This is a genomic window from Microbacterium sp. 22303 (assembly GCF_052045265.1).
Lineage (GTDB): Bacteria > Actinomycetota > Actinomycetes > Actinomycetales > Microbacteriaceae > Microbacterium.
Map to the genome: position 1 here is coordinate 523,216 of NZ_JBQEOQ010000001.1, position 24,681 is coordinate 547,896.

A 24,681-nucleotide genomic window follows, 5' to 3' on the forward strand; every position below is an offset into this window, starting at 1 on the left:
GACTACCATGAAAGTAACACGGAGGCCGGATGCGAAAGGTTCAGCTCACGCCCTGGCTGTGGGGGGCCGCAGGAGTCCTCGCGCTGCTCACGCTCGGTGCGTTCGAACCGCTGTCGCCGGCGGGTTGGACGGTTGCGCTCGGCTACCTGGCCGTGTCGTCCCTGCTGGTCTCACGCGGGCTCCGACGGCGCGGCAGCACGCGCTTCGGCGCCGCCAACGCCGTCACGGCCGCCCGATCGATGCTCGTCGGCATCGCGACGGGCCTCGTCGTGACCTCGTTCACGGATGGAATCTCCGTCGCGCTCTTCGCGACGATCGTGGCCGCAGCCCTCGCCCTCGACGGCGTCGACGGGTACGTCGCGCGCCGGACCGACAGCGTGAGCGAACTCGGCGCCCGCTTCGACATGGAGGTCGACGCGTTCCTGCTGCTTGTGCTGTGCGTGTACGACGTGCGATTCGTCGGCGGCTGGGTGCTCGCGATCGGGCTCATGCGGTACGCCTTCGTCGCCGCGGCATGGGCGCTGCCGTTCCTCGGCCGCACACTCCCCTACCGGTACTGGCGGAAGGTCGTCGCTGCGGCGTGCGGCATCGCGCTGGCGCTGATCGCCACGCAGCTGCTGCCGCCTGTCGCGAACATCGCCATCGCGGCGGGAGCGCTCCTCCTGCTGTGCGAATCCTTCGGTCGCGATGTCGTCTGGCTCGTCCGGATGAACCGGACGAGCTCGCATCTCGTGTCACCCCAGAAGGCCTCGGCTCGAGACGGAAGCAGGTAGCACGATGACGTCGACCACCACCCCGGCGCTGCGGGTCATGCGGATCCTCAGCGCGCTCGTCCTCCTCACCACCGGCGGGATCCACCTCTTCCTCGTGTTCGCAGGAGTCGGCGGGATCCTCGGCGTGATGTTCGTGCTCAACGCCGTGGCGGCACTCGTGCTCGCGGTCGGGATGCTCGTGCTCCACGGCAGGCTCGCGCAGGCCGCGACGGTGCTGTCCCTGCTGTTCCTGATCGCCACACTGGGCGCGCTTCTGCTCGCGCTCACCGTGGGTCTGTTCGGGATCACCGAGGTGTGGACCTTCACGCTCGTCCCGCAGACGGTCGTCATGGAATCGATCGGGATCGTCGTCCTCGCGGTGACGACTGTGCTCGTGCTGCGAAGCGGATCGCCGGCGCGGCGCTGAGCAGTGCGTTCAGCCCGCCCTCAGGCGGCCGCGGTCCATCCGAACCGGCGCTCCAGCACGCTCGCCACGCGCTCGAAGCGGGCGCGGTCGAGAGCGGCCGCTTCGCGCCGCACACCGGAGATGTGCACGCTGTAGAGCTGGTCGATGTCGACCCAGCTCTCCCTGCCCTGCCCGTCCCAGGGACCAGATCCGAGCGAGAGGAAGTCGCGGTCCCCGTCGTGCGACTTGCTGGTCAGCTTGACCGCGTACACCCGCTCCGCCGACTGCACCGCGATCACGAGCACCGGCCGGTCCTTGCCCCGGCCGTCGCGCTCGGCGTACGGCACCCAGGTCCAGACGATCTCCCCCGCGTCCGGAGCACCGTCGCGCCGCGGCGCGTAGGCGACGTGAAGGCCGCGCACCGAGCGGGGATCGAGCTCGAGGGTCTCGGTCGCTCCGCCGTGGCCCACCGTCGGCTCCAGCGTCGCGGTGCCTGTCGAGGCGCCTGCCATCGTGCGAGCTGCGGGGCCCTGCGGCGCCTTCTCACGGGTGGAGGTGTTCGTGACTGCCTTCGCGATCGCCGCCACGGCGGCGAAGAGCGCGGACAGGATGCCGTTGCCATTGGTGGTCACAACGACACCCTATCCGCGCCTGTCCCGCATCCCCGCGGGCCTCAGGAGGTGAGCGCGTAGCCCTCCTCGCCGTGCACCACGAGGTCGACGCCGGCGATCTCGTCCTCGCTGGTGACACGGAAACCGACGGTCTTCTCGATGGCGAAGCCGATGACCAGCGCCACGACGAAGGAGTAGATCAGCACGCCGCCCGAAGCGAGCACCTGCACCACGAGCAGCCGGAGGTCGCCGCCCGTGAACAGGCCCTGCCCCGTCGCGAAGAAGCCGAGGTAGATGGTGCCGATGAAACCGCCGACCAGGTGCAGACCGACCACGTCGAGCGAGTCGTCGTAGCCGAGACGGAACTTCAGCTCCACCGCCAGCGCGCACACCGCGCCGGTCAGCGCCCCGAGCAGCAGTGCCCAGCCCGGCGTCAGGTTGGCGCACGCCGGCGTGATCGCCACGAGGCCCGCGACGGCACCGCTGGCGGCACCGATCGAGGTGGCCTTGCCGCCGCGGATCCGCTCGATCAGGATCCATCCGAGAATGCCCGCAGCGGCCGCTCCGAACGTGTTGATCGTGATCAGCCCGACGCCGTCCATACCCTTCGTGGTCCACTGCGCGCCGGCGTTGAATCCGAACCAGCCGAACCACAGCAGCGCGGCACCGAGCAGCGTGAGGGGCACGTTGTGCGGCTTCTGGATGCCCTTCTGGAACCCGATCCGCTTGCCGAGCACGAGCGCGAGGGCGAAGGCCGCGGCGCCGGCGTTGATGTGCACCGCGGTGCCGCCGGCGTAGTCGATGAACTCGATGCCGCTGTCGGCTCCGAACAACATGGCGCCCAGATGCATGATCCAGCCGCCGCCCCACACCCACGCGGCGATCGGGAAGTAGCCGACGGTCGCGAAGACGCCGACGAAGATGAGCCACGGACCGAACTTCGCCCGGTCCGCGATGGCGCCGGAGATGAGGGCGACCGTGATGATCGCGAACGTGGCGCCGTACCCCACGGTGAGCAGCGCGACGTTGGATCCCTTGCCGCTCGCGAGCGAGGCCAGGCCGAAGTCGGCGAATGGGTCACCGGCAAACTGCGTCGGCGAGGACACACTCGCCATCGACGACCCGAACAGGATCCACAGCACGGCGACGAGCCCGATCGCGCCGAAGCTCATCATCATCATGCTGATGACGCTCTTGGCCTTGACAAGACCGCCGTAGAAGAACGCCACTCCTGGCGTCATGAGCAGTACCAGCGCCGTCGCCGTCACTCCCCAGGAGATGTTCCCTGTTGCTTCCATACTGTGCGCCTCCACCTGATCGCGTCGTGCGTTTCAGTGTGGCGGCGCTGTGTTTCGCGGGAGGGAGGCGCATGTTGCGCCGGTGTTACAGGATCCGCCGCTGTGTGAACAGCGTGTTTCGCGCGTCCGGATCAGCCGGCGACGGGGAGCTCGGCGTGCGAGAGAGCGTTCAGACGCGAGATCGCACGCAGGTACTTCTTGCGGTAGCCGCCGCCGAGCATCTCCTCGCTGAAGACCTCGTCCAGAGGACGTCCGGTCGCCAGGATCGGGATCTGCGCGTCATACGCGCGGTCGACGAAGGCGACGAACCGCAGCGCCTCGGACTGGTCGGTGAGCTGGCGCACATCGCGGATCCCCAGCGCCTCGACTCCGGCGATGAGGCGGATGTAGCGAGACGGGTGCACCTGCGCGAGGTGCTTGACGATGTCGTCGAACGCGTCGTCCGAGACGCGGTGACCTGTGCTCAGCACCGCGATCCGTTCGGCGTAGTCCTCGCCGGACAGCGCCACGGCGTGCCCGTCCAGCGCGCGCTGGCGGAAGTCGACGCCGTCGATGCGGATCGTCTCGAAGCTGTCCGACATCGCATGGATCTCGCGGAGGAAGTCCTGTGCGGCGAAACGGCCCTCGCCCAGCGCGTTCGGCGGGGTGTTGGAGGTGGCCGCGAGCTTCGTGCCGGTGCCGACGAGCTCGCCGAGCAGTCGGGTCATCACCATGGTGTCGCCCGGGTCGTCGAGCTCGAACTCGTCGATGCAGAGCAGATCGGATCCGCGGAGCAGGTCGACGGTGTTGCGATAGCCGAGCGCGCCGACGAGAGCCGTGTACTCGATGAAGGATCCGAAGTACTTCCGCCGGGCGGGCATCGCGTGATAGATCGACGCGAGAAGGTGGGTCTTGCCGACGCCGAAGCCGCCGTCGAGGTAGACACCGGGCTTCGTCTCGGGCACCTTAGGCGCCCGCCGGAACAGGCCGCCGCGCTTGACCGGCTGCGCGCCCGTCGCGAACGTCATGAGATGCTGCTTGGCCTCCTCCTGGGAAGGGTAGGCCGCGTCGGAGCGGTAGCTTTCGAACGTCGCGCCGTCGAACTGCGGCGGCGGCACGAGCCCCGTCAGCAGTTCTGCGCCGGTCATCTGCGGCTGGCGGTCGATGAGGTGGACGACGCCGGAGGTGGCGGCCTGATCGGTCATGCGGATCCTGTGTCGAAGTCTTACCCTGCGGGTGCGCAGGGGCGCACGGGGTTCTAGTGTCGAAGAGACGGATCAACCCTACGCCGTCGCCGTCACGGTTTCACCGCGCGTCATCGCGCGCGACGGGCCGTTCACGGACATCGTCGCCCTGCATCACCACTTCCGAGGGAGCCCCCTGTGACCGTCGAATTCGACACCGCGTCCGCATCGTTCGCCGAGTACGCCGAGCCCGGACGGCTCGTCAGCACCGACTGGCTCGCCACGCACCTCGGCGAACCGGGCCTGGTCGTGGTGGAGTCCGACGAGGACGTGCTGCTCTACGAGACCGGGCACATCCCGGGTGCGGTCAAGGTCGACTGGCACACCGAACTGAACGACCCGGTCGTGCGCGACTACGTCGACGGCGCCGGGTTCGCCGCGCTCCTGAGCCGTAAGGGCATCTCGCGCGACGACACGGTCGTCATCTACGGCGACAAGAACAACTGGTGGGCCGCCTACGCCCTCTGGGTCTTCTCGCTGTTCGGTCACGAGGATGTACGCCTGCTGGACGGCGGGCGCGACCGCTGGATCTCCGAGGGCCGCGAGATCACCACCGAGCTCCCCGGCCGCGCGGCCACCGAGTACCCCGTCGTGGAGCGCGACGACTCGGTGCTGCGCGCCTACAAGGACGACGTGCTCACGCACCTGGGCAACCCGCTCATCGACGTGCGCTCGCCGGAGGAGTACAACGGCTCGCGCACGTCGGCACCGGCCTATCCCGAGGAGGGCGCGCTGCGCGCCGGACACATCCCGACCGCGCAGAACGTGCCATGGGCGAAGGCCGTCGCCGAGGACGGCGGGTTCAAGCCCCGTACCGAACTCGAAGCGATCTATCTCGATGGCGCCGGGCTCAAGGCCGGCGACGACGTGGTCGCGTACTGCCGCATCGGTGAGCGCTCCGCGCACACCTGGTTCGTGCTGAAGCACCTGCTCGGGTTCGAGAACGTGCGCAACTACGACGGATCCTGGACCGAGTGGGGCAGCGCCGTGCGGGTCCCGATCGTCACCGGCGAGGAGCCCGGGTCGCTCTGAGCATGGGAGGATTGCGGTGATGACTGACACCGCTGCCTTCGCCCTCCCCGACGCGCTCGCAGAGATCCGGGACGCGTTCCTGGAGCTCCCCGAAGCGGACCGGCTGCAGCTCCTGCTCGAGTTCTCGAACGAGTTGCCTGCGGTCTCCGAGGAGGTCGCCGCTCATCCCGAGATGGCTGAACGCGTGGCCGAGTGCCAGTCGCCCGTCTACATCTACCTGGAGCTGGCGGGCGGCGCGGTGACGATGCACGCCACCGCGCCCGCAGAGGCTCCGACCACGCGCGGGTTCGCGAGCATCCTCGCGCAGGGCATCGCCGGTCTCAGCCCGGAGGCCGTGCTGGCGATCCCCGACGACTTCCCGCAGTCCATCGGTCTCACCCGCGTGGTGTCGCCGCTGCGCATCTCCGGCATGACAGGGATGCTCATGCGCGCCAAGCGGCAGGTGCGCGCCCGCCTCGCGGCCACCTGACCGATACGCGGCGGAGCCGGCCGACGGAGCCCTCAGCCCAGGGAGCTGTCCTGCGCGAAGCCCTGTTCGCCGAGCCAGTCCGTGATCGCGTCGGTCCACCGGTTCTGGTCGTAGTTCCACAGTTTGGTGTGGCGCGCGCCGGTGAACGGCGGCATGGTCACCAGATCCGGCCGCGCCTTCGCCAGTGCGTGCGAGGCGTCCGAGGGCACGAAGCCGTCGTCGTCGCTGTGCAGCAGGAGGATCGGCACGTCGAGCTCGGCGGAGCGGGCGACCATGTCCAGCGCATCGAACGGGATCGCCTGGTCCGCACCACTGAGCCGTGCGGACCAGGGCTGTTCCAGCGCGTCCATCGCGAGCTGCGGAAGCGGATCCGGCAGCCTCATCGCCTTCGCCTGGAAGCGCAGCACCGTCCGCCAATCCACGACCGGGGAGTCGAGGATCATGCCGACCACGGCGCCGCCGTGGTCCGAGCTCACCAGGGTCTGCAGCGCGATCGCGCCACCCATCGACCACCCCATGAGCAGGATCCGCTCCGCGCCGTGGCGGAGCGCGTACGCGATCGCCGTATCGACGTCGCGCCATTCCGTCGCGCCGAGGCCGTAGGAGCCCGGACGCGTGCGCGGCCCCTCCCCGTCATTGCGGTAGGAGGTGACGAGCACCGGCAGCCCTGCGGCATGCAGCACGGGCACGGCGCGCAGGCACTCGGACCTGGTGGCACCCCGGCCGTGGACCTGGATCACCCAGGTGGTCGACTCCGCCGGGAAGAGCCAGGCCGGGCAGGGCCCTGCCGGCGTACCGATCAGCACCGATTCGTAGGGCAGGTGCAGCTCCCCCGGTGCGAGGTAGTAGTAGCCGCTGAATCCCGCGCGGCGCCCGACCTCGGCACCCGGCTCGATCTGGGTCAGCAGCTTTCGACGCACGCTGCCGGCGTCCGCGTGCAGCACGGCGCCGAGCTTCACGTATCCGGGGGTGCCGTCGACATAGAGGCCGTAGCGCCCTGGCAGCTCGGTGTCCGGCGTCCGTGAGAGCTCGATCGTCTGCGCACCCGTGTCGATCGAGAGCACGTCAGTGTCGTTCTTGCGAGGGGCGGGGGTAACCACCTGGCGCGCGATGCGCAGCACGAGGGCGCTGCCGATCGCCGCACCCAGAGCCGCGGCGCCTGCCAGCGCGATCGCGCCGACCGTCGCGGCGTGCCTGAGACTCTTCATCGCCTCCTGACTCTAGTCTGTCCGCGTGAGCGCTCATCCCGGATCCGACGGCGTCTTCGCGCATGCCGCCGAACAGCTGCGGGCGCTGCGATTCCGCGACGACATCGTGGTGCACGAGATCCCCGCACCGTCCGGCCTCGCGCCCGATGCCCTCGCCCTCGCAGCCGACGTGCGCCCCGACGACAACGGCGACTCGCTGTACGGCACCGGGCGCTTCGTGCTGCTGCACGATCCGTCGGAACCGGACGCCTGGACGGGACCCTGGCGCATCGTGGCGTTCGCTCAGGCTCCTCTCGAGCCCGAGATCGGCACGGATCCGCTGCTCGCGGATGTAGCGTGGTCTTGGCTGATCGACGCGCTCGCGTCCCACGGCGCGACGCATCACTCCGCATCCGGAACCTCCACGAAGACCTTGTCCAGGGGCTTCGGCGGGCTGGCCGCGGAAGGAGACGGCGCGCAGATCGAACTCCGTGCGTCGTGGTCGCCGACCGGATCGCTTGCCCCGCATGCCGAGGCATGGGCGGAGCTGGTCGGAATGCTGGCGGGACTGCCGCCCGGCTCAGAGGACATCGCCGTGTTCGGCGCCAGGAGAAACATCCGTGACTGACTACGTCGTCATCGACAACGACGAGGACTTCGTCGCCGCGGTCCAGACTCTCGCCGCAGGAAGCGGCCCCGTCGCCGTAGACGTGGAACGCGCCTCCGGCTTCCGCTACTCGCAGCGGGCCTACCTGGTGCAGGCCTTCCGACGCGACGCCGGGGCGTTCCTGTTCGATCCGATCGCGATCAGCTCGTTCGCTCCGCTGCAGGAGGCCATCGGCGGTGAGGAGTGGGTGTTCCACGCCGCCAGCCAGGATCTGCCGTCCCTGCACGAGCTGGGGCTGGAGCCCGCGAGCGTGTTCGACACCGAGCTCGCTGCGCGTCTTCTCGGCTATGAGCGCGTGGGCCTCGCGGCCGTCGTCGAGCGCGCTCTGGGCATCGTGCTGGCCAAGGAGCACTCGGCCGCGGACTGGTCGACCAGGCCGCTGCCGAACGCCTGGCTCGAATACGCCGAGCTCGATGTGCTGCACCTCGTGGATGTGCGCGACTTCATCGCCGCCGAGCTCGCAGCGGCCGACAAGACGGCGTTCGCCGCCGAGGAATTCGAGGCGACGCGCGTGCGCCTGCCCAAGCCTCCGCGTGAGGAGCCGTGGCGGCGCCTGAGCGGCCTGCACCAGGTGCGCGGTGCGAGGAATCTCGCTGTGGCCCGCGAGCTCTGGCTGGCCAGGGAGGACTTCGCCCGCGAATCCGATGTCTCCCCCGGTCGTCTCGTCCCCGATCGCGCGCTGATCGCCGCCGTGCAGGCGAACCCGCAGAACAAGGGCGCCCTCGCCGCCGTCTCGGCGTTCACCGGTCGCGCCAGTCGCAGTCAGTTGGACCGGTGGTGGGCGGCGATCGAGCGCGGACGCGAGCGCACCGACCTTCCGCGTGAGCGGGTGCCCAGCGACGCTCCCCCGCCGCCGCGCGCGTGGGCCGATCGCAACCCCGAAGCGGACATCCGGCTGAAGGCCGCACGTGCCGCCGTCGAGGCCCGTGCGGAAGAGCTCGGGATGCCCACGGAGAACCTGCTCACCCCGGACACGCTGCGCAGGATCGCGTGGGAGCCGCCGTCGGAGATCGATGCCGCCTCGATCGGTTCCGCCCTCGCCGCACGCGATGCCAGACCCTGGCAGATTGAGGAAACCGCACAGCGGATCGCGGATGCTTTTGTGGAAGCCGCGCAAACGACCGACGAGGCGCCCGGAGACGCTTCGTAGGTTCAGCCCAACCGATTCATACTCCGTTCTGTGACCCCACCTAGGCTGAGGGGACACCCCTGGAATGCGCAGACCGCCATGACACTCGGTCTCACAAAATAGGGAACCGCGTTCCTCAGGACGTGCGAAACTGTAAGTCCGGCGTGCGTTGGCTGCCGGCAGAACAACGGAGGCCTTGTCCGCGCAGCGGACGGGGCATTGGAGGCAGAGTGGCCGAGATCTCGGACGTCTTCTTCGTCGATGGAGTGCGCACCCCCTTCGGGCGCGCCGGCGAGAAGGGCATGTACTGGAACACCCGCGCGGACGACCTGGCCGTCAAGGCCACGATCGGCCTGATGGAGCGGAACACGAACGTCCCGCTGGACCGGATCGACGACGTCGCCATCGCCGCGACGTCGCAGACCGGTGACCAGGGACTCACCCTTGGCCGTTCGGTGGCGATCCTCGCCGGACTCCCCCAGACCGTGCCAGGCCTGGCCGTCGAGCGGATGTGCGCCGGCGCGATGACCAGCGTCACCACGATGGGCGCATCGATCGGCGTCGGCATGTACGACCTCGCCCTCGCGGGCGGCGTCGAGCACATGGGCCACCACCCGATCGGCGGCAACGCCGACCCCAATCCGCGGTTCGTCGCCGAGAAGATGGTCGACCCGGGAGCCCTGAACATGGGCGTCACCGCGGAGCGCATCTTCGATCGCTTCCCGCACCTCACCAAGGAGCGCTCGGACCGCTTCGGCATGCTGAGCCAGCACAAGGTGCAGGCCGCGTACGACGCCGGCAAGATCCAGCCCGACCTCGTGCCGGTCGCGATCAAGGGTGCCGACGGCGCCTGGGGTCTTGCGACCGAGGACGAGGGCCGCCGGCCGCAGACCACGATGGAGGACCTGGCAGCGCTGAAGACGCCGTTCCGCCCGCACGGGCGCGTCACGGCCGGAACCTCCTCGCCGCTCACCGACGGCGCGACCATGTCGCTGCTCGCCGGCGGCGGAGCCGTCAAGGAACTGGGTCTCACCCCGAAGATGCGCATGGTCTCGTTCGCGTTCGCCGGCGTCCAGCCGGAGATCATGGGCATCGGTCCGATCCCTTCCACCGAGAAGGCGCTCAAGAAGGCCGGCCTGACGATCTCCGACATCGGCCTCTTCGAACTGAACGAGGCGTTCGCGATCCAGGTCATCTCCCTGCTCGACCACTTCGGCATCGCCGACGACGATCCCCGCGTCAACCAGTGGGGCGGCGCGATCGCGCTCGGTCACCCGCTCGCCGCGAGCGGCGTGCGCCTGATGATCCAGCTCGCCGCGCAGTTCGCCGAGCGTCCCGACGTCCGCTACGGCCTCACCGCGATGTGCGTGGGTCTCGGCCAGGGCGGTTCGGTCATCTGGGAGAACCCCTACTTCGACGGCAAGAAGCGGAAGTGACGGCAGCGATGACGAACTACGACGCGATCGACTTCTCGCCCATCATGGACCTCACCGAGGGCGAGGTCGTCACGCACTCCCCCGTGCGCGACGTGCGCCTGCCCTCCGGCAAGGTGCTCGCCCTCATCACGCTGGACAACGGCCGCGATCACACCCGTCCGAACACGCTGGGACCTGCCACGCTCACCGAGCTCGGCGAGACTCTCGCCGGACTCCGCGCCCGCGCTGCCGCCGGCGAGATCGCCGCGGTGGGCATCACCGGCAAGCAGTACATCCTCGCGGCCGGCGCCGACCTCTCCGACATCAGCAGGGTCGGATCCCGCGACAACGCGCGCCTCATCGCGCAGCTCGGACACAAGGTGCTGGGATCGCTCAGCACGCTCGGCGTGCCGTCGTTCGCGTTCGTGAACGGCCTCGCTCTCGGTGGTGGCGTCGAGATCGCGCTCAACTCGACCTACCGCACGGTCGACGCCTCGGCGGCCGCCCTCGCGCTGCCCGAGGTGTTCCTCGGGATCATCCCGGGCTGGGGCGGCGCGTACCTGCTGCCGAACCTCATCGGCATCGAGAACGCGCTCGAGGTCGTCATCTCGAACCCGCTCAAGCAGAACCGCATGCTCAAGCCGCAGCAGGCGTTCGAGCTCGGCATGATGGACGCGATCTTCCCCGCGGCGAACTTCCTCGAGGACTCGCTGCGCTGGGCCGACGCGGTGCTCGGCGGCAAGAAGGTCGAGCGCAAGAACGAGCCCGGCAAGATCGAGCGCCTCACCAAGTGGCCGATCGCCATCAAGATGGCCCGCGGCATGCTCGAGTCCAAGATCGGCACCGTGCCCCGCTCGCCCTACGCTGCTCTCGACCTGCTCGACAAGGCGAAGAGCGGAACCAGGGAGGAAGGTTTCGCACGGGAAGACGAGGCCCTCGCCGACCTCGTCACCGGCGACCAGTTCGCGGCGTCGATGTACGCTTTCGACCTCGTGCAGAAGCGCGCCAAGCGCCCGGTCGGCGCGCCCGACAAGACGCTCGCCAAGAAGGTCACCAAGGTCGGCATCATCGGTGCGGGCCTCATGGCCAGCCAGTTCGCGCTGCTGTTCGTGCGCAAGCTGCAGGTGCCGGTGCTCATCACCGATCTCGACCAGGCGCGCGTGGACAAGGGCGTCGCCTACATCCACGACGAGATCGGCAAGCTCGAGGCCAAGGGCCGCCTGGACGCGGACAGCGCGAACAAGCTGCGCGGCCTGGTCACCGGCACGACCGACAAGTCCCTCTACGCAGACTGCGACTTCGTCATCGAGGCCGTGTTCGAGGAGGTCGGCGTCAAGCAGGCGGTGTTCGGCGAGATCGAGAAGATCGTCGCCGAGGACGCGATCCTCGCGACCAACACCTCGTCGCTCTCCGTCGAGGAGATCGGCTCGAAGCTCGCGCACCCCGAGCGACTGGTCGGCTTCCACTTCTTCAACCCGGTCGCGGTCATGCCGCTCATCGAGATCGTGAAGACGCCGGCGACCACAGATGCCGCCCTGTCGACCGCTTTCGTGGTCGCGAAGGGCCTGGGCAAGAACGCCGTGCTGACCGCCGACGCCCCCGGTTTCGTGGTGAACCGCCTGCTCGCCAAGGTCATGGGCGAGGCGGCCCGTGCCGTGTACGAGGGCACACCCGTCGCCGACGTCGAGAAGGCCTTCGGTCCGCTCGGACTGCCCATGGGGCCGTTCCAGCTCATCGATCTGGTCGGCTGGAAGGTCGCCGCGCACGTGCAGGACACCATGGTGCACGCGTTCCCGGATCGCTTCTACGCGAACGAGAATTTCCATGCCCTGGCGGATCTGGCCGAGGTCGTCGAGAAGGACAAGGGCGGCCGTGTGACCGGCTTCACCAAGGCCGCGGACAAGCTCGTGAAGCAGGCCGCCGGTTCCACCCCGACGCCGGCCGCGGAGATCCTCCGCCGCGTGCAGGACGGGCTCGCGCACGAAATCAGGCTCATGCTCGACGAGGGCGTGGTGCCGGAGGTCGAGGACATCGACCTGTGCCTCATCCTCGGCGCGGGCTGGCCGTTCATCGACGGTGGGGCCTCGCCATACCTCGACCGCGAAGGCGCCTCGGAGCGCGTGTTCGGCGCGACGTTCCACACACCCGTGATCCGCGGGATCGCGAACGCCTGAGAGTTGCGCGACCGATCCGCACGACGAAGGCCGTCTCCCGAGGGAGGCGGCCTTCGTCGCTTGTTCAGGCCTGTTCCGGCCTCGGATCCGCCTCACCCCGTCGCGGCCAGTACGACATCGCGCGTTCGGCGAGGGCCGTGATCGTGAGAGACGGGTTGACGCCGGGGTTCGCCGGGACCGCAGATCCGTCCACGACCGACAGCCCGGGATGCCCCCACACGCGGTGGTACGGATCGACGACGCCGCGCTCAGGCGCATCCGAGAGCACCGCCCCGCCGAGGAAGTGAGCGGTGAGCGGGATCCCGAAGACCTCGGGCCAGGATCCGCGCGCGGACGCCGGGACGCCGGTCTCCCGCGTCATGCGGGCGGCGATCGCCTCGGCCGCGCGATGCGCCTCGGGCAGATGGCTCGGGTTCGGGGCGCCGTGGCCCTGGGCGCTCGTCAGCACATCGCGCCCGAATCGACGCCGCAGGGAGAGCGTGAGCGAGTTGTCGGCGGTCTGCATCACGAGCGCGATGATGCCGCGCTCGCTCCACCGTCGCAGCGTCCCGAGTCGGAACTGTCGGATCGGATGACCCGCGACGGCTCCGAGGAGCGCGCCCAGGCGGCGATGCAGCGGCACATCGCCAGGCACGAGCACGGTCGCCAACGCCCCCATGAGGTTGGATCCGGGCCCGTACCGCACGTTCTCCACATGGGTGCGGTCGTCGACGTGGAATGACGTGGTGATGGCCACGCCGCGGGCGAAGCCGGCCTCCTCCGGCACCGCGGTCGACACCGCGCCGTCCAGCGCCTCCGAGTTGGTGCGGGTGAGCCGGCCCAGCGCATCGGGGATGCGCGGCAGCGCACCGGAGGCCTTCATCCGGTGCAGCAACTGCTGCGTACCCCAGGTGCCCGCCGCGACCACGACCCGCTCCGTGGTGACGGTGCGCTGTCGACCCGCGATCCAGGCGCCACTGCGGCGGGTTGTGACGGAGAACCCGCCGCGCGGGAGCTCGCGGACCTCGACGACCGTGCGCAGGGCCTCGATCACCGCGCCGCGCCGCTCCGCGAGGGCGAGGTAGTTCTTCATGAGGGTGTTCTTCGCCCCGACCCGGCAGCCCACCATGCAGTTGCCGCACAGCGTGCAGCCCGTGCGCGCGGGCCCCTCGCCGCCGAAGAACGGATCCGGCACGGTCACGCCGGGCGCGCCGAAGTACACGCCGACCGGAGCCCGGCGGAAGGTCTTCGCGACGCCGAGGTCCTCGGCCGCTCCGGCCATGATCCGCTCCACCGGCCCGGTATGCGGATAGTGCTCCACGACGCCCAGCATGCGCTTGGCGGTGGCGTAGTGCGGCGCGAGTTCCTCCTGCCATGCGGCGATTCCGGCCCACTGCGGATCCTCGAAGAATGCGGCGCCGGGCTGATACAGCGTGTTCGCGTAGTTCAGGGATCCGCCGCCGACGCCCGCGCCCGCGAGGATCATGACGTGCGGAAGCCGGTGGATGCGCTGCACGCCGAAGCACCCGAACGCGGGAGCCCACAGGTAGCGACGAACGTTCCAGTTCGTCTTCGCGAAGTCCTCATCCTCGAAGCGGCGGCCCGCCTCGTACACGCGGACCCGGTACCCCTTCTCCACCAGCCGGAGCGCGGCGACGGAGCCGCCGAAGCCGGACCCGATCACGACGACGTCCTCGTCGAAGTCGCTCATGCCGCTTCTCCCTTCGGGACCATCACGGTCAGCGACGCCGGACGCACCCGGATGGTGCACTCCCGCTCCGCGATCCGCTCTCCGTCTGCGTAGACCACGAGATCCGGCGCGGAGACGGTGATCTGGCGCACCCGGCGATGCGTCACTTCCGACCGCATCAGATGCCGTCCGCGCAACAGCAGGGGGAACAGCGTGAGCAGCCGGGCGCGACGCAGCGGCGCAACGTGCACGACGTCCAGCAGGCCGTCGTCGGGGCGCGCATCGGGGCAGATCGGCATGCCGCCGCCGTAGCTGACGGTGTTGCCCACAGCGACGAGGGTGCCGGGGGCGTCGCGCAGGGGCGCGCCGTCGCAGGCCAGCCGGAACCGGGTGGGCCTCAGCCGCACGACCTCGATCACGATCGCCAGGTAGTAACGCGCAGCTCCCCGGGGCCACCGCAGCAGATTGGTGCGGTCGCTGACCTTGGCGTCGAAGCCGAGCGCCGCCACCGTGAGGAACGGGGTGGTCCGCCCGCCTGCCGTGATCTCCCCGACGTCGATCCGGCGCGGAACACCGTGCAGCGCGAGCAGCGCGGCGCCCGCCGGGTCGCGCCGAGGCACGCCCAGGGCTCGGGCGAGGTCATTGCCGGTGCCGGCCGGCACGAGCGTCATCGGCACCTCGGTGCCCGCGATCTCGGGCAGGATCTCCGATACGGTGCCGTCACCGCCGACCACGACGAGCGCATCCGGCGGTTCGGCGAGGGCGATCCCGACCAGGCGTCGCGTGTCCGCCGCCGAGGACCCGATGTGCACCTCGACCTGGGCACCGGCCGCTCGCAGCGCGGCCACGGCCTTGTCCGTGGCGGAAGCGCCCCGCCCCTTGCCGGAGCGCGGGTTGGCGATCAGCGCGATCCTCGGCACGTCTCAGGCTCCCGCGGACGGGGCGGGAATCGGCGTCGCCGCGCCGAGCACCGCCCCCGGGTTCATGATCCCGCGCGGGTCCAGTTCGCGTTTGACGGCCGCGAGGATCCGGATTCCCGTCTCTCCGATCTCGTCCGCGAGCCACGGCGCGTGATCGCGCCCCACCGCGTGGTGGTGGCTGATCGTGCCGCCGGCCGCCATGATCGCGTCACCGGCACGATGCTTGATGTCGACCCATGCCTCCAGCGCATCGACGCCGCGCGGGGCCAGCACGGTGAAATACAGCGATGCCCCGGTCGGGTACACGTGCGAGACGTGGCACATCACGAACGACCTGCGCCCCGCCTCGGCGAACCCGGTCTTGAGCGCCGCCGTGACCGCATCGCGCAAGCCCGCGAGCCGGGACCACGTCGTCGCGGTCTCCAGCGTCTCGCAGAACACGCCCGCATCCAGCAGCGCATCGCGCAGGTACGGCCCGTCGAAGCGGGTGCGCAGCCAGTCCTCCGAGGCGCCCTCGCCCTGCGAGGTGCCGCCGGCTGCCTGCAGCAGTGCGGCCGTGCGCGCGCGACGCGCCGCTACGTCGACGCCCTCGAACACGGTGACGGCGCTCGCGCCTTTGGCGAGGGCCTTGCCGATCTTCCCCACCTGGGCGAGGCTCACGCTGGTCTCGGCCTCGTCGGACAAGCGCATCACGGTGGGTCCATCGCCGTGCTGCGCCACGACCCGCAGCGCTGCGGCTCCGGTCGCGAAGTCGGGGAACGTCCACGACTCCATCACGCGTTCGGCCGGCATCGGGTGCACGCGTACCGTGACTTCGGTGATGACGCCGTAGATGCCCTCGGATCCGAGGAAGAGGCGGATGAGATCCGGTCCCGCGGCGCTCCCCGGCGACCGTCCCAGCGCGATGTCGCCCGTCGGGGTCGCGACCCTGATACCGGTGACCATCGTGTCGAACCGCCCGTATCCGGCCGAGTTCTGCCCCGATGAGCGCGCGGCGGCGAATCCGCCGATCGTCGCGTAGCGGAAGCTCTGCGGGTAGTGCCCCAGCTCCATGCCGTGCCCCGCGAGGAACCGTTCCGCCTCCGGCCCGGTCGTTCCGGCGGCGAGCACCGCCTCCGCGCTCACGGCGTCGTAGCGCAGCAGGCCGGTCATCCGGCCGAGATCCAGGCTCACGACGCACCTGTGCGCACCGCGCTCGGGGTCGAGGGCGCCGACGACGCTCGTCCCGCCGCCGAAAGGGATCACGGCGATGTCGCGCTCCGCGGCCAGGCGCAGACACGCGACGACCTGGTCGTGGTCGTGCGGGCGCAGCACCGCGTCGGGCGCGGCCTGGTCCTCCTCACGGCGGCGCAGCAGGTCGGGGGTGGAACGCCCCCCGGCGTGCCGGATGCGGGACTCCGCATCCGTCCGGACGTTGTCGACACCGATCGCCTCGGAGAACGCCTCGACATCGTCGGGGGTGAACCCGGACGCGCTCGGCCGCACGTCGGCGAGGGCGATCGCCGGCTGGGGCCGCCGGATGCGCCCGAGCAGGAGCGGAAGCAGCGATCGCACCGCGAACGGCAGATCCTCGGCCTTCCGGGGATCGCCCCACCCGTTCCAGCGCATGGGAGTGGCCGCCTCGATCGGATCGTCGGCGTCTCTGCCGCTCGGGTTCGTCATGCGTTACAGTGTGACAGATCATGACAAAACGTCAACCCGCGTTCGATGTCCCCCTGCCGAGCTGGGACCCGACGCAGACCCGGATCCTCGAGTCCGCTGAGGCGCTCATCGCGTCGCGAGGCGTACACGGCGTGACGATCGCCGAGCTCGCCCGCCGCGCGCGAGTGAGTCGCCCGACGATCTATCGCCACTGGTCGGATGCCGACGACGTGGTCCGCGCCGCCCTGTTGCGCCGCGTGGCGAGCATCCTCGACCAGTTCTCCGAGCCGGCGACGACCCGCGCCGAGATCATCGAGGACGTGCTCCGGTTCTCCACGCTGTTCCGCGGGGACCCGGTCTACCGGCACCTGCTGACGGATGAGCCCGAGGCGTTCACGCGCTACACCCTGGAGCGGGTCGGATCCAGCCAGCGTGCGATCCTGGCCTGGATCGCGGTCTCCATCTCGGCGGCCCAGGATGATGGATCCGTCCGCCGCGATGATCCGCAGGCGATGGCGGTGATGCTGCTGCTGATCGCGCAGTCCGCACTGCTCTCCCACGGCACGGTGAGCGAACTCATCGACGAGCTCTCCTTCGAACGCGAGCTGCGCACCGCCATCGACGGGCTGCTGCGGCCATGAGCGGCTCTTCGCAACTGAACGCTCGGCGCCGGAGCGAGGAACTGCTCCGCACTGCCGAGGACCGTGTCGACCTGCTCGTCGTCGGGGGCGGGATCACCGGCGCCGGAGTGGCCCTGGACGCGGCGAGCCGCGGACTGTCGGTCGTGCTCATCGAGGCCGAGGACCTCGCCTTCGGCACCAGCCGGTTCAGTTCGAAGCTCGTGCACGGCGGGCTGCGCTACCTCGCGACCGGTGACGTCGCCACGGCGCGGGAGAGCGCGGTCGAGCGCCACCTGCTGATGACGCGGATCGCCCCTCATCTCATCCGCCCGATGGCTCAGCTGCTGCCGTTCTCCCCCGCTGCCACCCCGAAGCAGCGGCTGACAGGCGCCGTGGGGTTCGCACTCGGGGATCTGCTGCGGCTGCGGGCGGGCACTCCGCACGCCGTCCTGCCCGCACCTCACCTCATCACGGCGCGCACCGCGGCTCGGTTGGTTCCGACCCTGCAGGCGGAGCGGCTGCGGGGCGCCGTGCTCGCCGCCGACGGTCAGCTCGTCGATGACGCCCGGCTCGTCGTCGCCGTCGCGCGGACAGCCGCATCCCTCGGCGCCCGGATCCTCACGCGGGTGCGGGCACTCGCGCTGCGCGCCGACGGCGCCCACGTCGAGGACGTCCTCAACGGCGAGAGGTTCGAGATCCGCGCCCGTGCCGTGGTGAACGCCACGGGCGTCTGGGCCGGAGATCTCGATGACGCCATCCGCATGCGGCCGAGCCGGGGCACGCATCTCGTGCTCGACGCCGCGGCGCTCGGGAACCCGACGGCGGCCCTCACCCTGCCGCATCCCGGATCCATCAGCCGCTTCGTGTTCGCTCTGCCGCAGCAGCTCGGACGCGTCGTGGTCGGTCTCACCGATGAAGACGCGCCGGGGCCGGTGCCCTCGGTCGCCGTCCCCACGGAGCCGGAGATCGCGCTCCTGCTCGAGGTCCTCAACCGCGCCCTCGCCACGCCGATCCGGCGCGACCAGGTCCGCGGTGCATACGCGGGGCTGCGGCCGCTCGTCGACAGCGGCGGATCCTCCACTGCGGACATCTCTCGACGCCATCTCGTAGCCGTCTCCGAGAGCGGTTTCGTGAACGTGCTCGGAGGAAAGCTCACCACCTATCGCCGCATGGCAGAGGATGCGGTCGATCGAGCAGTCGCGATCGCAGGTCTCCCCGCGGGGCCGTGCCGCACCGCCACGCTGCCTCTCGTCGGCGCGATTGCGGCTCCTTCGCGCCCCTCGGACGATCTGCACTGGCGTTACGGAGCGGAGGCCGGCCTGGTGCTGGCCCGCGCGCGCTGTGCGGATCCGCGGGAGCGCATCGCCCCGGGCATCGACGTGACACGCGCTGAGATCGAGTTCGCGGTGCGGGCCGAAGGCGCGCTGACCACCGACGACGTGCTGGACAGGCGAACCCGGATCGGCCTCGTGGACGATGACCGCTCCCTCGCCCACGACCAGGTGTCGCGCCTCGTGGCCGAGACGCTCGCCGACCCCGCCTGAATCCATCCCACAGCTTGCGGGACCTGGCGATGGACGCGTGCCTTGCTTCGCGCTATTCTTTGAACATGTTCAGTTCAGAGTCGGACGCCACGTCGAAGCCGCTCACCCCGAAGGCCGAAGCGACAAGAGCGCGGATACGCGCGGCCGCAATGGCCTCATTCGTCGAGCGCGGCTACCCCGACACCACCATCCGACTGATCGCCAAGGAGGCAGGCGTCTCGGTCGGGAACGCCTACTACTACTTCCCTTCCAAGGAGCACCTGGTCCAGGAGCTCTACGACCAGCAGCAGCGGGATCACGGAGCAGTAGCGCGCCCACGGCTCCAGGGTGTGACCGGCCTCGTCGATCGTCTGCGCATCTTCCTCGAGACCGGCCTGGAGACCGTCGGCGCCTACCGCGCCGTCGCACCGGGCTTCCTCAGCGCGATGGTCTCCCCCGACTCCCCGATCAACCCTCTGTCCGTGGAGTCCTCTCCCGCGCGCGAGATGACGATCGGCCTGCTCCGCGAAGTCGTCCAAGGCGCGTCGCATCGTGTGCCGGACGATATCGCCGAGCGTCTGCCCGAGGCGATCTTCCCGATGTATCTCGCGCTCATCCTCCGGTGGACCTATGACGAGTCTCCCGACCAGGCTAAGACCACCCGCCTCCTCGATACCGGACTCAGATTGTTCGCCGTCGCACTCCCGTTCCTGCGCGTCCCCGGTGTCCGCGGTGTGACCCGCGACCTCCTCGACCAGATCGCGGACGTGCGGCCATGAACGCCGAAGAGCTTGCGGCATGGCCGCGGACACCGAAGAAGCCGATGGCGTTCACCCCGGAGGAGTTCATCGCGGGCGCCTTCCGTGCTCTCGGGCTGCACCTCGTGCTGTTGCTCATCGCGTGCGTGCTGGCGGGCACGGTCGCCGCGTTCGTCGACAGACTCGACCAAGCGGATTCGTTGTTTTCCGCCCTCGGGAGAGGCGTGGGCCTCACCATCCTGGTCCAGTTCTACGCCGTGCCGATCTCACTCCTCGCGCTCCTGATCGGAGTGATGCCGGCGCTGCTCCTCGGACGTGCGATCGTCCGGGTGGCGGATTTCCGAACGCATGTCATCGCATGGGCCGGGTTCGGCATCGTCTTCTCGGGTGGGGTGACGGCAGCCGTGATCACCACGCTGCATCTGAGCTTCGCAGGCGTTCTGACCGTCATCGCCGTCGCCGGCTGGGCCTCGGGGTCGGTCGCGATCACGCTCGCCTGGGCGAGGACGGCGTCGCTCGCGCTGCGGAAGGACCGTGGGCTGACTCCGCAGCCCTGGTTCCGTCGCCGGCATCCCCATCCTCAGGCGGCTCCCCGATGACGATGAGCATCGGCACCGACGCGCCTTCTCCCCCGCGGACGCCCGCGAGGCCCATGGCGTTCACCAAGGAGGAGTTCATCAACGGTGCGCTACTCGCCTGGGGATTGACGCTACTGCTGCTGCCGGTTCTGCTGTTCGCGGTGCTGAGCATCGGCTGTGCTACCGAAGTTTCCTCCGTGCCTTGCTCGATCTCGGACGTCTCGTCCCGGCTCATCGGAGCAATCGCCCTCTCACTCGCGGGCGCAGTCGCCAGCGTCCCCGCGTTCTTCCTCTTCGTGCTGCCTGCACATGCGCTCAATCGGACGTGGGAACGGTCAGCACATCCTGCGGTGCACATCACCGTCAATGCGGTGCTCGGTCTGGCTGTCGGCGCCACAGGTTCCTTCGGCGCGCTGTTCGCCCTCGGGATCGTCGGCTTGTCCGCGCTCGCCGTTCCGGTGGTTCTTAGCAGCGCGGTTGCGGCGACGATCGCGTTCCCCCTCGCCTGGAGATTCACCGCGGCACGGGCGCTGAACGCCGATCGCGGCATCGCGGCGCCCTGCGCGTGGAGGTTCCCGAGGTCCGCATCATGACGGACTCCCACGTCCCGCGCTCGCCCCGCACCCCGCAACGGCCCATGGCGTTCACCGGGGAGGAATTGGCACGCGGCGGAGTCTGGACCTGGCTCGTCTTCCTCGCACTGGTGGCCCTGGTCATCGTCGTCCCGGAGTTGGCGTCGACGTTCGCGGCGGGGTGGGCAGGTATCTGGTCAGGGGACGACGCGGGCGCGATCTTGTCCTCCCGCATCGTCGACCTCTTCGCGGGGCTCCCCGTCCTGCTGATTGCGTTCGTCGTCTGCGGCATGCTCTCCGGGCTCGTGGCGCTCGTCGTCACACCGCTCGCCGGTCTGGTCGGACGCGGTCTCGCGCGTGTTCGGCACCGTGCGATCCATCTGTGCGCCCAACTCGCACTGGGCGCGGTCGTGGGCGCCGGCGTCGCCCTCGGGATCGGAGCCCTGAGCGGCTGGTGGTACCCGCCCCTCCTGGCGGCGACCACGGCCACCACCGCTGTCGCCACCGCCACCGGCTGGTGGCTCACGTCGCACAAGGCGCTGCGCGATGACGCCCGAGCCACCGCGGCGCGCTCGGATCCGTCCTAGCGTCGCCGGCGCTCCTCGGCGTCCGCGTCGACGGTGCGCCCCGCCACGATCTCGACCGTGCCCGTGTGCAGCGGCACCTCGCCCGTGGGGCGCGCGATCGGCACGCGGGTGCCGAGCACCTGCGCGACCACGTCCTGTGCGATCTTGCCGGCGGTGAGACCGGCGTCCTCGAGGATCTGGTCGCGGCTGGCGTGGTCGAGGTACTCGTCGGGCAGACCCAGCTCGTCGACGGCGGTGTCGATGCCAGCCTCGCGGAGCACCTGCCGCACGCGCGTGCCGACACCGCCCACACGGATGCCGTCCTCGAGGGTGATGACGAGGCGGTGCCGGGCGGCGAGCTCGACCACTGAGGGCTGCACCGGGATCGCCCAACGAGGGTCGATCACGGTCGCGCCGATCCCCTGGGCCTTGAGCCGTTCCGCCACGTCGAGCGCCAGCGTCGCGAACGGGCCGATCCCGATGAGCAGCACGTCCTCGTCCTCATCACGGGACAGCACGTCCACGCCATCGTGCAGGCGCTCGAGCGCCGGGATCTCGGGGGTCACCGCACCCTTCGGGAAGCGGATCACGGTCGGCGCGTCGTCGACGGCCACCGCTTCCTCGAGCTCCTCGCGCAGGCGCTCGGCGTCACGGGGCGCCGCGATGCGGATCCCCGGCACGATCTGCAGCATGGACAGGTCCCACAGACCGTGGTGGCTCGGGCCATCGGGCCCGGTGACGCCCGCCCGGTCAAGCACGAACGTCACCCCGGCGCGGTGCAGTCCGACGTCCATCAGCACCTGGTCGAACGCGCGGCCCATGAACGTGGCGTAGAGCGCAACCACCGGATGCAGACCGCCGTAGGCGAGCCCCGCGGCCGCGGTCACCGCGTGCTGCTCTGCGATGCCGACATCGTAGACGCGGTCGGGGAACCGCTCCGCGAACGGCGCGAGACCCGTGGGCCGCAGCATCGCCGCCGTCATCGCGATGACCTTCGGGGTGCGCGAACCGACGTCGACCAGCGCGTCGGCGAACACGTCGGTCCAGCCGGTGCCGCTCGCCGAGAGGGGGGCCCCGGTCTTCGGATCGATCTTGTTGACCGCGTGGAACTGATCCGCCTCGTCATCGAGCGCGGGCTGATAGCCCCGGCCCTTCTCGGTGATGACGTGCACGATGACCGGCGCGCCATAGTCCTTCGCGAGCTGCAGCGTCTCGAGGAGGGACGGGATGTCGTGTCCGTCGATCGGGCCCAGGTACTTGATGTCGAGATTGGAATACAGCTCCTCGTTGTTCGAGAAGCGCGAGAGGAAGCCGTGCGTCCCACCGCGCACTCCGCGATAGAACGCGCGCCCGACCGGGCCGAACGCGCGGAAGAACCGATCCGACTTGCGGTGCAGGTCGCGGTACACCCCCGCCGTGCGCACCCGGTTCATGTATCGGGCCATACCGCCGATCGTCGGCGCGTAGGAGCGCCCGTTGTCGTTCACGACGATCACCAGGTTGCGCTCGTTGTCATCGGAGATGTTGTTGAGCGCCTCCCACGTCATGCCGCCGGTGAGCGCGCCGTCGCCGACGACCGCGACGACGTGACGGTCCCCGCGACCTGTCGCGGTGAAGGCGCGCGAGATCCCGTCGGCCCAGCTCAGCGAGCTCGAGGCATGCGAGGACTCGACCACGTCGTGGGCGCTCTCCGAGCGCTGCGGGTAGCCGGCCAGTCCCCCGCGCGACCGCAGAGCGGAGAAGTCCTGACGCCCGGTGAGCAGTTTGTGCACGTACGACTGATGCCCGGTGTCGAAGATGATCGGGTCATCCGGGGAGGAGAACACCCGGTGCAGGGCGATCGTCAGCTCCACGACTCCGAGGTTCGGCCCCAGGTGTCCCCCGGTGCGGGCTACGTTCTCGATCAGGAATGAGCGGACCTCCGCGGCCAGCTCGACGAGCTGTTCGGGGGTGAGCCGATCGAGGTCGCGGGGACCGGAGATGCCGGAAAGGATCGCCACCGTGTCTGCCTCCTGAAGCCAATCGTGCGCGACGAGTCAGAACCCGCAGCACCGAGCCAGCCTACCGAGCAATGCTGCCGGACCGCTGGAGATCTGCCGCATCCGGGCCGACGTAGCGCCCGATCGGACGCAACCGCAACGGCGCGCGCCCGTACTCGTCCAGCGCATGCCCGCACCAGCCGGCGGAGCGAGCAACAGCGAAAACGGTCTCCCCGGCGTCCGCGGGCATCTCCCAGGCCAGCGCCATCACGGCCAGCGCGAGATCGACCGTGGGATGAAGACCGGTCCGGGAATGCACGACGGCGGTGACTTGATCGGCCACGTGCAACGCCGCTTCGGCCTGCGGATCCGCCGTCTCCTGCAACAGGCGCAGCAGCAGCCTCGCCCGCGGGTCGCCGTCCGGGTAGAGCAGCTGACCGAATCCGGGGATCCCCGCTCCGCCCAGGCGTGTCGCGGTCGCCACGGCGGCCGCAGGATCCGCGCCGTCCTGCACCTGCCGCAGGAGGGCGTGCACGGCGGCGCTCACGGCGCCGTGCAGGGCCGAGTCGAGCGCACCGAAACCGGCGGCCACGACGGCATAGGGATGGGCACGCGCCGATGCCGCGGCCCGCGCTGCGAGGGTCGATACCGCCATGTCGTGGTCGACGAGGAGCACGAGTGCGGCGTCAAGCACCCGCACGCGGGCCGGCGTCGCCGGCAGCGCGGTGAGCCGGGGCCAGAGCCGCGCCGCCACCGGTCCACCCGTCGTCCCGCTGGTCGACGCCCCACCGTCGTTCTCCTGACCGACACCGAGCAGCGGGAGCGCATCCACGAGTCCGGCGACGAGACGCGTCGCGACGCGTGCCACGGTCTCCACACGGAGGTCGTAGCGCTCCGGGTCCTCCGCCGCGAGAGCCGCGACCGCCGCGAGCAGTCGGCTGAACGCCCCGGCAGCGGGCGGAAGGGCTGCGACCACGCGGCTCGGCGCTGCGCTCCCGGACCCTTCCAGCGGCAACGCGTCCCGCTGCGGCAGGTCCGTGTGCGCGAAGAGCCACCGTACGATCGCGTCGAATCTCGGCGGCTCGCCCTCCCCCGCGACCAGCTCGTCGATCGGCACCCCCCGGATCCAGAGCTCCCCGTCCTCGATCAGCGCGATGTCCGTGTCGATGACCGCCAGCGGGCTCCCGTCCGCGCCGGCCGCGCGAGCCGCGCCGTGCGAGGGCGAGGTCGCACGGCGGCGGGCACGGGCGAAGCGCTCGACCTCGAGCGGGTCGAACAACGAGCCGTGCGCCCCGCGCTCGCGCGCGATCAGGCCCCGAGAGACATACGCGTAGAGCGTCTCCGTCCGCACACCGAGGCGCGCCGCGGTCTGCGCCGCCGTGAGTGCGTCCATCGCGGGCTCCTTCATTGATCCGATCAACATTGACGATATCCGGATCCATTAGCCATCGTGAGCGAAGAGCCGCCAGCCGCGACTCGCCAGAGAGGAGCC

General features: G+C 70.1%; 23 protein-coding genes. 14 read left to right on the plus strand and 9 right to left on the minus strand.

What is annotated here, in order from left to right:
* Positions 1-29 precede the first annotated feature (29 nt).
* On the plus strand, positions 30-773 hold the full coding sequence (locus tag ACTJI8_RS02535; protein ID WP_440731827.1) for a CDP-alcohol phosphatidyltransferase family protein: 744 nt from the start codon (positions 30-32) through the stop codon (positions 771-773).
* A 4-nt stretch (positions 774-777) separates the two neighbouring features.
* Positions 778-1,179 carry a hypothetical protein gene (locus ACTJI8_RS02540; RefSeq protein ID WP_440731828.1) on the plus strand — a complete coding sequence of 134 codons (402 nt, stop codon included), beginning with the start codon at positions 778-780 and terminating at the stop codon, positions 1,177-1,179.
* A gap of 20 nt (positions 1,180-1,199) precedes the next feature.
* On the opposite strand, the gene ACTJI8_RS02545 is transcribed toward ACTJI8_RS02540, so the two are convergent.
* The 3 genes from ACTJI8_RS02545 to zapE form a co-directional block, all read right to left on the minus strand.
* The gene (locus ACTJI8_RS02545) at positions 1,200-1,790 is read right to left on the minus strand and encodes a type II toxin-antitoxin system PemK/MazF family toxin (protein WP_440731829.1); all 591 of its coding nucleotides are present in this window, start codon (positions 1,788-1,790) and stop codon (positions 1,200-1,202) included.
* A gap of 41 nt (positions 1,791-1,831) precedes the next feature.
* The gene (locus ACTJI8_RS02550; RefSeq protein ID WP_440731830.1) at positions 1,832-3,067 is read right to left on the minus strand and encodes an ammonium transporter; all 1,236 of its coding nucleotides are present in this window, start codon (positions 3,065-3,067) and stop codon (positions 1,832-1,834) included.
* A 131-nt stretch (positions 3,068-3,198) separates the two neighbouring features.
* Complete coding sequence (gene zapE / locus ACTJI8_RS02555) at positions 3,199-4,251, minus strand: cell division protein ZapE (protein WP_440731831.1); 1,053 nt, start codon at positions 4,249-4,251, stop codon at positions 3,199-3,201.
* Positions 4,252-4,428: 177 nt separating this feature from the next.
* Between zapE and ACTJI8_RS02560 the strand changes: the two genes are divergently transcribed.
* Both ACTJI8_RS02560 and ACTJI8_RS02565 read left to right on the plus strand, forming a co-directional pair.
* Positions 4,429-5,322 carry a sulfurtransferase gene (locus tag ACTJI8_RS02560; protein ID WP_440731832.1) on the plus strand — a complete coding sequence of 298 codons (894 nt, stop codon included), beginning with the start codon at positions 4,429-4,431 and terminating at the stop codon, positions 5,320-5,322.
* Between the two features lie 19 nt (positions 5,323-5,341).
* A complete protein-coding gene (locus ACTJI8_RS02565) occupies positions 5,342-5,791 on the plus strand; it encodes a SufE family protein (RefSeq protein ID WP_440731833.1) in 450 nt (149 codons plus the stop codon).
* Positions 5,792-5,823: 32 nt separating this feature from the next.
* Here the strand turns inward: ACTJI8_RS02565 and ACTJI8_RS02570 are convergent, their stop codons facing one another.
* Positions 5,824-6,999, minus strand: a complete 1,176-nt coding sequence (locus ACTJI8_RS02570; protein WP_440731834.1) for an alpha/beta hydrolase family protein — start codon at positions 6,997-6,999, stop codon at positions 5,824-5,826.
* 25 nt (positions 7,000-7,024) lie between these two features.
* Between ACTJI8_RS02570 and ACTJI8_RS02575 the strand changes: the two genes are divergently transcribed.
* From ACTJI8_RS02575 to ACTJI8_RS02590, 4 genes are all read left to right on the plus strand, one after another.
* On the plus strand, positions 7,025-7,606 hold the full coding sequence (locus ACTJI8_RS02575; RefSeq protein WP_440731835.1) for a DUF3000 domain-containing protein: 582 nt from the start codon (positions 7,025-7,027) through the stop codon (positions 7,604-7,606).
* Positions 7,599-8,795, plus strand: coding sequence for an HRDC domain-containing protein (locus ACTJI8_RS02580; RefSeq protein WP_440731836.1), 1,197 nt, complete (start codon positions 7,599-7,601; stop codon positions 8,793-8,795). The genes ACTJI8_RS02575 and ACTJI8_RS02580 overlap by 8 nt, the downstream gene beginning before the upstream one ends.
* A gap of 209 nt (positions 8,796-9,004) precedes the next feature.
* Entirely contained in the window at positions 9,005-10,210 is a 1,206-nt protein-coding gene (locus ACTJI8_RS02585; RefSeq protein WP_440731837.1) for a thiolase family protein, read from the plus strand.
* An 8-nt stretch (positions 10,211-10,218) separates the two neighbouring features.
* On the plus strand, positions 10,219-12,363 hold the full coding sequence (locus ACTJI8_RS02590) for a 3-hydroxyacyl-CoA dehydrogenase NAD-binding domain-containing protein (RefSeq protein ID WP_440732435.1): 2,145 nt from the start codon (positions 10,219-10,221) through the stop codon (positions 12,361-12,363).
* Between the two features lie 64 nt (positions 12,364-12,427).
* Here ACTJI8_RS02590 and ACTJI8_RS02595 read toward each other — a convergent pair whose 3' ends face one another.
* The 3 genes from ACTJI8_RS02595 to ACTJI8_RS02605 are packed head-to-tail and all read right to left on the minus strand — an operon-like array spanning position 12,428 to position 16,614.
* On the minus strand, positions 12,428-14,053 hold the full coding sequence (locus tag ACTJI8_RS02595) for a GMC oxidoreductase (RefSeq protein WP_440731838.1): 1,626 nt from the start codon (positions 14,051-14,053) through the stop codon (positions 12,428-12,430).
* Positions 14,050-14,952 (minus strand): diacylglycerol/lipid kinase family protein, encoded by a 903-nt coding sequence (locus ACTJI8_RS02600; protein ID WP_440731839.1) that lies wholly within the window; start codon positions 14,950-14,952, stop codon positions 14,050-14,052. The genes ACTJI8_RS02595 and ACTJI8_RS02600 overlap by 4 nt, the downstream gene beginning before the upstream one ends.
* A gap of 3 nt (positions 14,953-14,955) precedes the next feature.
* On the minus strand, positions 14,956-16,614 hold the full coding sequence (locus ACTJI8_RS02605; protein ID WP_440731840.1) for an FAD-binding oxidoreductase: 1,659 nt from the start codon (positions 16,612-16,614) through the stop codon (positions 14,956-14,958).
* A gap of 20 nt (positions 16,615-16,634) precedes the next feature.
* On the opposite strand from ACTJI8_RS02605, the gene ACTJI8_RS02610 reads away from it, so the two are divergent.
* The 6 genes from ACTJI8_RS02610 (at position 16,635) to ACTJI8_RS02635 (ending at position 21,231) form a co-directional block, all read left to right on the plus strand.
* A complete protein-coding gene (locus ACTJI8_RS02610; protein ID WP_440731841.1) occupies positions 16,635-17,234 on the plus strand; it encodes a TetR/AcrR family transcriptional regulator in 600 nt (199 codons plus the stop codon).
* Positions 17,231-18,757, plus strand: coding sequence for an FAD-dependent oxidoreductase (locus tag ACTJI8_RS02615; RefSeq protein ID WP_440731842.1), 1,527 nt, complete (start codon positions 17,231-17,233; stop codon positions 18,755-18,757). Before ACTJI8_RS02610 ends, ACTJI8_RS02615 begins: the two co-directional genes overlap by 4 nt.
* A 65-nt stretch (positions 18,758-18,822) precedes the next feature.
* On the plus strand, positions 18,823-19,515 hold the full coding sequence (locus tag ACTJI8_RS02620; protein WP_440731843.1) for a TetR family transcriptional regulator: 693 nt from the start codon (positions 18,823-18,825) through the stop codon (positions 19,513-19,515).
* Positions 19,512-20,093, plus strand: a complete 582-nt coding sequence (locus ACTJI8_RS02625) for a hypothetical protein (RefSeq protein WP_440731844.1) — start codon at positions 19,512-19,514, stop codon at positions 20,091-20,093. The genes ACTJI8_RS02620 and ACTJI8_RS02625 overlap by 4 nt, the downstream gene beginning before the upstream one ends.
* 53 nt (positions 20,094-20,146) lie before the next feature.
* On the plus strand, positions 20,147-20,665 hold the full coding sequence (locus ACTJI8_RS02630) for a hypothetical protein (protein ID WP_440731845.1): 519 nt from the start codon (positions 20,147-20,149) through the stop codon (positions 20,663-20,665).
* The gene (locus tag ACTJI8_RS02635) at positions 20,662-21,231 is read left to right on the plus strand and encodes a hypothetical protein (RefSeq protein ID WP_440731846.1); all 570 of its coding nucleotides are present in this window, start codon (positions 20,662-20,664) and stop codon (positions 21,229-21,231) included. The genes ACTJI8_RS02630 and ACTJI8_RS02635 overlap by 4 nt, the downstream gene beginning before the upstream one ends.
* Here ACTJI8_RS02635 and dxs read toward each other — a convergent pair.
* Positions 21,228-23,210, minus strand: coding sequence for a 1-deoxy-D-xylulose-5-phosphate synthase (gene dxs, locus ACTJI8_RS02640; protein ID WP_440731847.1), 1,983 nt, complete (start codon positions 23,208-23,210; stop codon positions 21,228-21,230). The genes ACTJI8_RS02635 and dxs overlap by 4 nt on opposite strands.
* Before the next feature lie 61 nt (positions 23,211-23,271).
* Positions 23,272-24,582 carry a citrate/2-methylcitrate synthase gene (locus ACTJI8_RS02645; RefSeq protein WP_440731848.1) on the minus strand — a complete coding sequence of 437 codons (1,311 nt, stop codon included), beginning with the start codon at positions 24,580-24,582 and terminating at the stop codon, positions 23,272-23,274.
* Positions 24,583-24,681 lie beyond the last annotated feature (99 nt).